This window comes from Bradyrhizobium sp. (assembly GCF_016462955.1).
Taxonomy (GTDB): domain Bacteria; phylum Pseudomonadota; class Alphaproteobacteria; order Rhizobiales; family Xanthobacteraceae; genus Bradyrhizobium.
In genome coordinates, this window is the sequence record NZ_JAEMSD010000264.1 from 1,189 (window position 1) to 9,334 (window position 8,146).

10 protein-coding genes are annotated in these 8,146 nt (G+C 65.6%); 6 read left to right on the forward strand and 4 right to left on the reverse strand.

Annotated features, from left to right (window positions below):
- The first annotated feature begins 103 nt into the window (after window positions 1-103).
- The gene (locus tag JHD07_RS23770) at window positions 104-688 is read left to right on the forward strand and encodes a HutD family protein (RefSeq protein ID WP_291626479.1); all 585 of its coding nucleotides are present in this window, start codon (window positions 104-106) and stop codon (window positions 686-688) included.
- Between the two features lie 129 nt (window positions 689-817).
- Window positions 818-2,008, forward strand: coding sequence for an adenylate/guanylate cyclase domain-containing protein (locus JHD07_RS23775; RefSeq protein ID WP_291626481.1), 1,191 nt, complete (start codon window positions 818-820; stop codon window positions 2,006-2,008).
- A gap of 594 nt (window positions 2,009-2,602) precedes the next feature.
- On the opposite strand, the gene JHD07_RS23780 is transcribed toward JHD07_RS23775, so the two are convergent.
- The 3 genes from JHD07_RS23780 to JHD07_RS23790 form a co-directional block, all read right to left on the reverse strand.
- Entirely contained in the window at window positions 2,603-2,779 is a 177-nt protein-coding gene (locus tag JHD07_RS23780; protein ID WP_291626483.1) for a hypothetical protein, read from the reverse strand.
- 148 nt (window positions 2,780-2,927) lie between these two features.
- Window positions 2,928-3,059: a hypothetical protein gene (locus JHD07_RS23785; protein ID WP_366865092.1), complete on the reverse strand. Its 132-nt coding sequence runs from the start codon at window positions 3,057-3,059 to the stop codon at window positions 2,928-2,930.
- A gap of 94 nt (window positions 3,060-3,153) precedes the next feature.
- Complete coding sequence (locus JHD07_RS23790) at window positions 3,154-3,522, reverse strand: rhodanese-like domain-containing protein (RefSeq protein ID WP_291626485.1); 369 nt, start codon at window positions 3,520-3,522, stop codon at window positions 3,154-3,156.
- 406 nt (window positions 3,523-3,928) lie between these two features.
- On the opposite strand from JHD07_RS23790, the gene JHD07_RS23795 reads away from it, so the two are divergent.
- A complete protein-coding gene (locus JHD07_RS23795) occupies window positions 3,929-4,726 on the forward strand; it encodes an adenylate/guanylate cyclase domain-containing protein (RefSeq protein ID WP_291626487.1) in 798 nt (265 codons plus the stop codon).
- Between the two features lie 55 nt (window positions 4,727-4,781).
- Here the strand turns inward: JHD07_RS23795 and JHD07_RS23800 are convergent, their stop codons facing one another.
- Window positions 4,782-5,402: a TetR/AcrR family transcriptional regulator gene (locus JHD07_RS23800; protein ID WP_291626489.1), complete on the reverse strand. Its 621-nt coding sequence runs from the start codon at window positions 5,400-5,402 to the stop codon at window positions 4,782-4,784.
- Between the two features lie 127 nt (window positions 5,403-5,529).
- Here JHD07_RS23800 and JHD07_RS23805 point away from each other — a divergent pair, with 127 nt between their 5' ends.
- The 3 genes from JHD07_RS23805 to JHD07_RS23815 all read left to right on the forward strand — a co-directional run.
- Window positions 5,530-6,315: a hypothetical protein gene (locus JHD07_RS23805; protein WP_291626491.1), complete on the forward strand. Its 786-nt coding sequence runs from the start codon at window positions 5,530-5,532 to the stop codon at window positions 6,313-6,315.
- 61 nt (window positions 6,316-6,376) lie between these two features.
- Window positions 6,377-7,330 (forward strand): oxidoreductase, encoded by a 954-nt coding sequence (locus tag JHD07_RS23810; protein WP_291626493.1) that lies wholly within the window; start codon window positions 6,377-6,379, stop codon window positions 7,328-7,330.
- Window positions 7,327-8,146 (forward strand): DUF3108 domain-containing protein (locus JHD07_RS23815; RefSeq protein ID WP_291626495.1); only part of this gene is annotated, 820 nt, incomplete at its 3' end. The genes JHD07_RS23810 and JHD07_RS23815, both read left to right, overlap by 4 nt.

An 8,146-nucleotide genomic window follows, 5' to 3' on the forward strand; every position in this document is an offset into this window, starting at 1 on the left:
GTCTCGCTGTTCACGCATCTGGACACGGTGCGCAAGGAGGTCGAGCCGTTTTTGGACGCACACGAACGCGCTTCCCCGCATCCCCGTCGCATCGAGGATCTCCATGAAAGCCACCCTGCTAAGACCTGACAACTACACCCGCTCGCCCTGGAAGAACCGCGGCGGCGTTTTCACCGACATCGCGGACGCCCATCGGGCCGATGCATCGCAGAAGGACTGGGACAGCCTGCTCTGGCGTTTTGCCTCGACGCCGATCGTGGCGCCCGGCCCGTTCTCCTATATGCCCGGGATCGACCGCTTGCAGATGGTCGTCGCCGGGCGCGGGCTGGTGCTGAAGTCGCCGACGCAGGAATTTGACGCACGTGAACCTTTTACGACGGTGCGCTTCACGGGCGAGCTCGATATCGTGACCGAGCTGGAGGCCGGTCCTGTCGAAGTCGTCAACCTCATGGCGCGGCGCGGAGCGGCGGAGATCGAGCTCCTCGCGCTCGGGGAGCCCGGCGAGCGGCCGCTCGCCGCGGGCACGCATCTCGTCTACGCCGCGCGCGGCGATTGCTCCATCCGGCTTGACGGCGAGGTTTTTGCGATTCCCAAACAGGGCACGCTGAAGGTGGAACTGAGCAGGACATCGCAGCTCGGGCTCGTCTCGGGCCTGGCCGTGCTGGGATCGATCCGGATCGTCAACTAGATTCATCCTATCTCATCGCGATTTGGGAACCGCACGCGCTGCGTACAAACCGGGCAATTGGGCAGGTTGACGCGGTGAGGTGGAGCACGATAACTGCCGCGAACGCAGACCGTCGCTCGAGGGCAGGACATGAACGCGCTTCCCGATTACGCCGCCACGCCTGCCGATTGCGTCATCGACTGGCTCACCAACGGCACGCGCGACGAGCGCTTCATCGACGACATCTTCGCGCAGATGTGCATCCGGCTTCAGCAGGCCGGCATTCCGCTGAAGCGTGCCACGCTCCACGTGCTGATCAACCACCCGCAATGGCTGGGCGCGCGCATGATGTGGTCCGACGGCAGGAGCGATGCCGAGATCGCGCTGGTCGACTATGAGGTTCGCGAGCGGTCGGAGTATATCGGCAGCGCAGCCCACGAGATCCAGGACGGCGGCGCGGAGGTGCGCGAGAGGCTCGAGCAGGATCCCTCGCTCGGCCGCAAGCACGCTCTCTACGACGAGATGCGGGCCAAGGGTTTGACCGACTATGTCGCCTGGCCGCTCTACCACACGCTGGGCAAGCGGCATCTCGTCACCTTCGCGACCGACCGGTCCGGCGGTTTCGACGACGCGCATATCGCAGGACTGAAGAAGCTGCTGCCGCTGCTGGCGCTCGTCAGCGAGATCCGCATCAAGAACCGTCTGGCCCGCACGCTGCTGGAGACCTATGTCGGCTCCCACGCTGGCGAGCTCATCCTCGCCGGCGCCACAAGGCGCGGCACCGGCACCACGGTACGCGCGGCGATCATGATCTGCGACCTCAGGGATTTCACCAAGATCTCCGACAATTGGCCGCGCGACGACGTGATCGATCTGCTCAACGACTATTTCGAGGCGATGTCGGAGCCGATCGCGCGGCGCGGCGGCGAGATCCTGAAATTCATCGGCGACGGCTTGCTTGCGATCTTCCCGCTCAGCCAGCCCGACGCCTGCGCCAACCTGCTGCATGCCGTGACCGAAGCCCGGCAGGCCATGGCCGCGCTGAACGAGCGCAACAGCGGGACCGGCCGTGCGCCGCTGAACTACGGCATCGGCGTCCATGTCGGCGACGTCATGTACGGCAATATCGGCTCATCGAGCCGGCTCGACTTCACCGTGATCGGCCCCGCCGTCAACATGGCCTCCCGCCTCGAGGCACTGACCAAGACTATCGGCAAGAAGGTGCTGCTGTCGCGCGCCTTCGCCGAGCTGGTGGAGAAAGAATTCGCGCTGGAGCATGTCGGCCGGCACGAGGTGCGCGGCTTCAGCAATCCGATCGAGCTGTTTGCCTATCCGGACTGACGACAGGGCTGGCGCATGTGCGCTCCATCCTCATCCTGAGATGGATTTGACGGCCTCTGCAAAATTCAAATGCGATTGAATTGCCGCCGCAGGCGGGCGTCTCGAAGATGGTGCGCGGGTGACTGTCCACCACGCCTTCATTCATCCGTCACGCGCTATTTGCGCTGGGTGCCGGGTGCTTTCTAATCGGCCTGCCGAACGCCCTGGGTTTGCCGTGCGGGATCGTTGTCTCCGGGCCGCATCGTCGACGACTTCGCCGGCGCGCTGGCGCCGCCGCGATTGTTGTCCGAGGACGTGTTGAGGCCGGATGCTCCTGCCCCGGTCGTCCCACCGGTCCCGGTCGAATTGATGCTGGAACCGGTCCCGGATGCGCCGGTGCCGCCTTGGGCAAATGCGGTGAGGGGCGAGGCAAGAGCCGCACGCTGCCAGAACGAGTGCTTTCATGTCGGCTCTGTGGCTGAGGTAAGGCAGCCCCGGCCCGGCGGTCCGGGGGTGGGGGTCGGGCCGAGGCCGCCATGCGCCGGGATCGTGTGACCCTGGCAGAGGGCAAATGCGCGGGAATGCAGGGCGTTCCAATTTCGGCCGCGGTCCCCGCTACGCCGACCAGCGATCCTGCTCTTCCTTGTGAGCTTGCTCGTTGAGCCGATCTGCGATCTCATCGGCAATCTTCTCCGATTGCGCCTCGGCGACGGTCTCGCCCTTGTGTGTCTTCAGCTTGTCTTTGTCGGCTTCGATTGGGAAGTCTTCGGGCTTCAGCTTTTCCTTGCTCATGGCGCGCCTCGCGGTTTTCTCCGCAGGGAAAACGCGCGTGACGGCAGATCGTTGCTTCAAGGATGAAGCTTCGATCGTGAAAGATCAGGCGCCGCCAATGGCCCGGGTGATCGTCCCACGCCCTCCGCAGGTGGCACAGGGAGCGCCGTCAATGCGCCCCTTGCCCTGACAGATCGTCACCGGTACCCGGTGTTCCCGGCGAGGCTTTATCGCCGGGATTGAGCACGGGCTGCGTTCCCGTCGCCGCGCCTTGTGGATCGGACGCCTTCGTTCTGGTCATCAGCAGCTCCTTCGAAGGGAGCGCAACGCGCCCTGCGCAGGAAGTGCCTATCGGAGCCCGCAGCGCAGGCGGTGGAACCGCGCGGCCGTTCCTCCTATTTCTCGACCGCCCCGCTCCAGTCCTTGAAGCCGCCGACGTTGTAGACGGTCTCGTAGCCCATATCCTTCAAGAGCTTGCCGGCGAGCGCCGATCTGCCGCCGGACGCGCAATAGAGAATGACGGTCTTGCTCTTGTCGAACGCCTTGTCGTGATAAGGCGATTCCGGGTCGGCGCGAAACTCCAGCATCCCGCGCGAGACGTTCACGGCGCCGGCGATCTTGCCGCTGGCGGCGACTTCCGGCGCGTCGCGAACGTCGACGACCAGCGTGTTGCCGTTTCTGATCATCTCGGCAGCCTGTTCGGACGTGATCTTCGGGACCGCCGCGTTCGCAGCTTCCAGCATCTGCTTGACACTCGTTGCCATGGGTTCTCTCCGGGTTTGTTTCCTGCCGCCCCGCGAGAGGATAGCACATCGATCTGAAGGTCGCTCCGGGATGCGATTGCCTTGCGGCGCCGACGTCGGGCAATCGCATATGGCCTTCTTGACAGACCTAAGCACACGCCTCGTCCTTCGAGACGACCGCTTCGCGGTCCCTCAGGATGAGGCTGAACGGGCATTGGCGCCCACCGAAACAGCTGCCACACACTCCGTCCTCATCCTGAGGGCCCGCCGGAGGCGGGCGTCTCGAAGGATGCGCCGCAGGGGACGTCATCATATGCGATTGCCCCCGCGGGCCGAGGGATGACTTGCGCAAGTGCGGTTGCCAACGCCGGATCGTGCGACTAGCTTTCGCGGGATCTACGCGCAATCGGTCTCTGGCCGCACCTTCATGCCGAAATTTCTCCGCATCGGAGTCCATCAATCCAACGTCTCCGGGTACACGTCGAAGGCGTGGTGCGTCAGGCGCGTCGGCTCGGCGGTCTTCCTGAAATGGGGCGCCGTGGAAGTGCAGGGCGCCGGCGCCGGGCGCAAGGTCTACTGGTCGCGGTCGCCGCAGGAGAAGATGATCCGTTGCCGCACTGCGCAGCGCGCCCAGGAGTACGCGAAAGCCGCGATCGCGCGGCGCCGCAACCACCGCTATGAGCCGCTGACCGGAGCGATCGCGAACCGCCGCCGGTCGGCCGCCCGCACCGCCGAGCTCAAGCAGGCGCTCGCCACCATCCTCATCGTGGACATCGTCGGCTCCACCGCGAAGGCCGCCAAGCTCGGCGATGCGCGCTGGACCAAGGTGATGGGCCATTACTACGCGGCGGTCCGCAAGGAGCTGAAGGCGTGCCGCGGCAAGGAGGTCGTGACCACGGGCGACGGCGTGCTGGCGACATTTAGGAAGCCCGCTGCCGGCATCGCCTGCGCGGCGGCGCTTCAGAAAGCCGTGCGCACGCTCGGCCTCGAGATCAGGGTGGGCCTGCACGCCGGCGAGTACACCATCAGCGGCGGCGAGATGGTCGGTCTCGCCTTCCACATCTGCACCCGCGTGGCGGCGAAAGCACGCGCGGGCGAGGTGCTGGTGTCGAGCGCGGTCAAGGAGCTGATGACGGCGCAGTCCGCGATCAGCCTGAGGGATCACGGCCAGCACCGGCTCAAGGGCATCCCGGAAAGGTGGCGCCTGTACCGGGTGGAGCGGTGAGGGCGATCGCGATGGTCCTGGCGGGAATACCGCCCAGCCAGCAAGCCCTGGATATTCAGGCTTCCGCTTTCATGTTGGCGAAACGGTCATGCAAATAGGCGGCAAAGGGGCGCCTTCCCTCGTCCTGGCTCCAACTGTCGATCGCAAGACGAAAGGCTCCGATCGAAACCATCGCGACCATGCGGAGCGCCGTTTGCCGCTTGGGCTGCGGCCATAGCACGCTGAGCGCGTCAAAGACAGCCTGCTCCTGCTGGGCGTATTTGGTGGCCTCCCGGGCGCGAAGCGTCTCGTTGCTGCGGATGAAGCGGTCGATCTCCATCATCTGCTTTCGGGCCCGAAGGTCCTCGTAGGACGCGGTGAGCTCGACCAGTGCATTCTTGACCGCCTCGAGCGGCGTCTGCTTGGTGGACTGCTCCAGAACGGCGCGCCCTATCGCTTCGGCGAAACCTTCTTGCCAGGCCAGGATGATGTCTTCCTTCGACTTGAAATAATAGAAGAAGGTCCGGCGCGAAATTCCCGCTGCCTCGGCGATGGCATCGAGCGTCGTCGCCTCATAGCCGTTTCGAAGAAAGAGCCTCAGGCCGGTGTCTGTGATCCGTCGCAGCGTTTGGCGGCGCTTTTGCTCTCTCAGTCCTTCGCTTTTTGGTGATGCGTCGTCTCCGTCCTGTTTCGACACACAACCGCCTCATTCAAATTTACACTCAGTGCGATAAAATTCCGCATCAAGTGCGAAATTACCGCATGCGAGGCCGGCCGGCAAGGCTCGGCCGAGGTCGAGACGTTCGAAAGCGAACTGGATCAAGATGACTGCAGACAGGGACGGCCCGGCGAGCGACCGGGATGCCGACGCCTCGCATTGCGATGCCCGCGGTGCCGAGCCCGGCTCGCTGCACGCGGCCGGGAAGGACCGGCCCATGCGCAGCTCCGGCCATATAGAGCTTCTTCGCCGCAGCCCAGGCCTTTACGTCACCTCCAGCCATCGCCAGAGCGCGATGCACCGGTCCCGCCGTGCACTCGGCAGATCTCACCGAGGCTTGCCGACCGTCCCCCGGGTGATCCGTGACGCGCGAACCGGCCATGTCGCCAAGCAGCGCCTCGATCGCGCGGCGCAAGCCTCGCCCGGCGAACCCGACCAGCGTCGATTTGTCGCTCGGGCCCTCGCCCGCGCGGTCAGGGCCGTACGGTCGCCGTATCTCGGCAATATCGGCGTCCTCATCCTGCTGTTCGTCATCTCGTATCAGCCATGCTTCGATCTGGCGAACGCCGTTTCGAACAGCGTCCTCTGTCTCGGTGCGAAGACGGCATTCGCCGCGACCGTCAATCTCGTCGTGGATGACTGGACGCCGACGATCCAGGCGTTCCTGGCCGGACGCCTTCTGCGCTGGATCGGCCTCAGCCTCCTGCTAGCGCTGCTTCCCGCGCTGACCATCATCCGCGCCGGGATGCTGGCGAAGCTGCGGTCGTTCGCCGCGCTCTCGCTGGCCCGGTTGCGCGGCATTCCGAGAAATTCGCTCTGGCCACAGAAGCAAGGCCGCGGCGCACGCGCCATTCACGAGAAGGTCAACACGCCCGGCCGATGCGACGCTTGAAAATTACACTCAGTGTAATTTAATAAACGGACATAATGGTTGTGCCGTGGGAGATGGCCCGATGCCCGGTTGGAGTGCGAACGATATTCCGTCACAGCGGGGGCGTTGCGCCGTCGTCACGGGCACGGGTGGCCTGGGTTACCAGGATGCCCTGGCGTTGACGCGTGCGGGCGGCGAAGTGATCATTGCCGGCCGCAACGCATCGAAGGGAGCAGCGGCCGTCGCGCGGATCCGATTCCGTCAGCCGGACGCGAACGTCCGGTTCGAGCCGCTCGACCTTGCCGATATTCATTCGGTGCGGGCATTCGGCTCGCGCTTGCGCGGCCAGCGGGACAGTCTCGATCTGCTCGTCAACAACGCCGCGGTGATGTCGCCGCCCGTCCGGCAAGTGACGGCCGACGGGTTCGAATTGCAGTTCGGCACCAACCACCTCGGCCATTTCGCGCTGACGGCCGAGCTTCTGCCGCTGCTGAGAAAGGGCGTCGAGCCCCGCGTCGTCACCGTGTCCAGCCTGGCGGCGCGCAGCGGAACGATCGAGTTCGATAATCTGCAGGCCGAGCGTCGCTACCAGCCGATGCCGATCTACAGCCAGTCCAAGCTTGCGAACCTGATGTTTGCCTTCGAGCTGCAGCGGCGCAGCCGGACGTTCGGCTGGGGCATCGCCAGCGTTGCGGCCCATCCCGGCATATCGCGGACCGACCTCATTCCGAATGGGGCCGGCAGAATGAGCCTGTCCGGTCTGGCGCGCAGCGCGCTCTGGTTCCTGTTTCAGCCGGCGGCGCAAGGCGCGCTGCCGACGCTGTTCGCGGCGACCTCGCCGGACATCGTGCCGGGCGGCTATTATGGTCCGGACAAGTTCGGGGAAGCGCGCGGCTCGCCCTCCGTGGCGCGCGTGCCGCCGCAAGCCGATGACGACGCGGTGGCGTCTCGTCTGTGGGACGTCTCGGCAAGACTGACCGGCGCACGCTTCGCGACGGAGTCGCCCCGCACCAAGGCAGGCGCCGTGCAGGCATGATACGCCTTGCGCTATCCGGGCTCGGCGCCTGCTGGGTCGTGCTCGTCATCGCGGGCCCGGCGGCCGCGGATGGCGACATCCGCGCCTCCTATGACGTCACGCTCATCGGCCTGCCGCTCGCGAACGCGACGCTCGACCTGGCGGTTCGCGGCACCGTCTACACCGCGCGCGTCACCTATCAGAGCGCCGGTGCAACCAGGCTGCTCAGCGATGCGTCCGGCGTGGCGACGTCCAACGGCGCTTACAAGGACGGGCGCCTGCTTCCCGCAGTGTTCGACCTCGATCATCGCAACGGTCGACGCAGGCAGAAGGTCAGCCTCGGCATGAGCGAGGGCGTCGTCAAGACGATGACGATCGATCCTCCGCTCGAGCTGACATCGGATCAACCCGCCATTGAAGCAAAGCACCTGAACGCAGTTGCCGACCCCCTGAGCGCACTCCTCATCGCCCCTGGGCGCGGCGTGGACAAGACGCAGATCGATGCCTGCGATCGCACCGTGTCGATCCTCGACGGCTTGCGGCGCTATGATGTCCGGCTCGAGCGGCAGGCGACGGGGTCCACCGACCGGAAAGGGTTCTCCGGGCCGACCACGACCTGCCGCGTCGTGCTGAAGCCGCTGGCCGGGATGATCGGCGGAGGCGCAAACGCAAGCGCGTCAGGCGCGGACCCCGGTCAGATCGAGGTCACCTACGGCCGGGCCGCCGCGCTCGACCTGCACGTTCCGATCTCGCTTCGCGCTCAAACGCGATTTGGCGCCGTCAGCGTTGCGCTCAGGGAATTTGCCGAAGGCGATGCGAAACCCCGCGGCGCGCGGT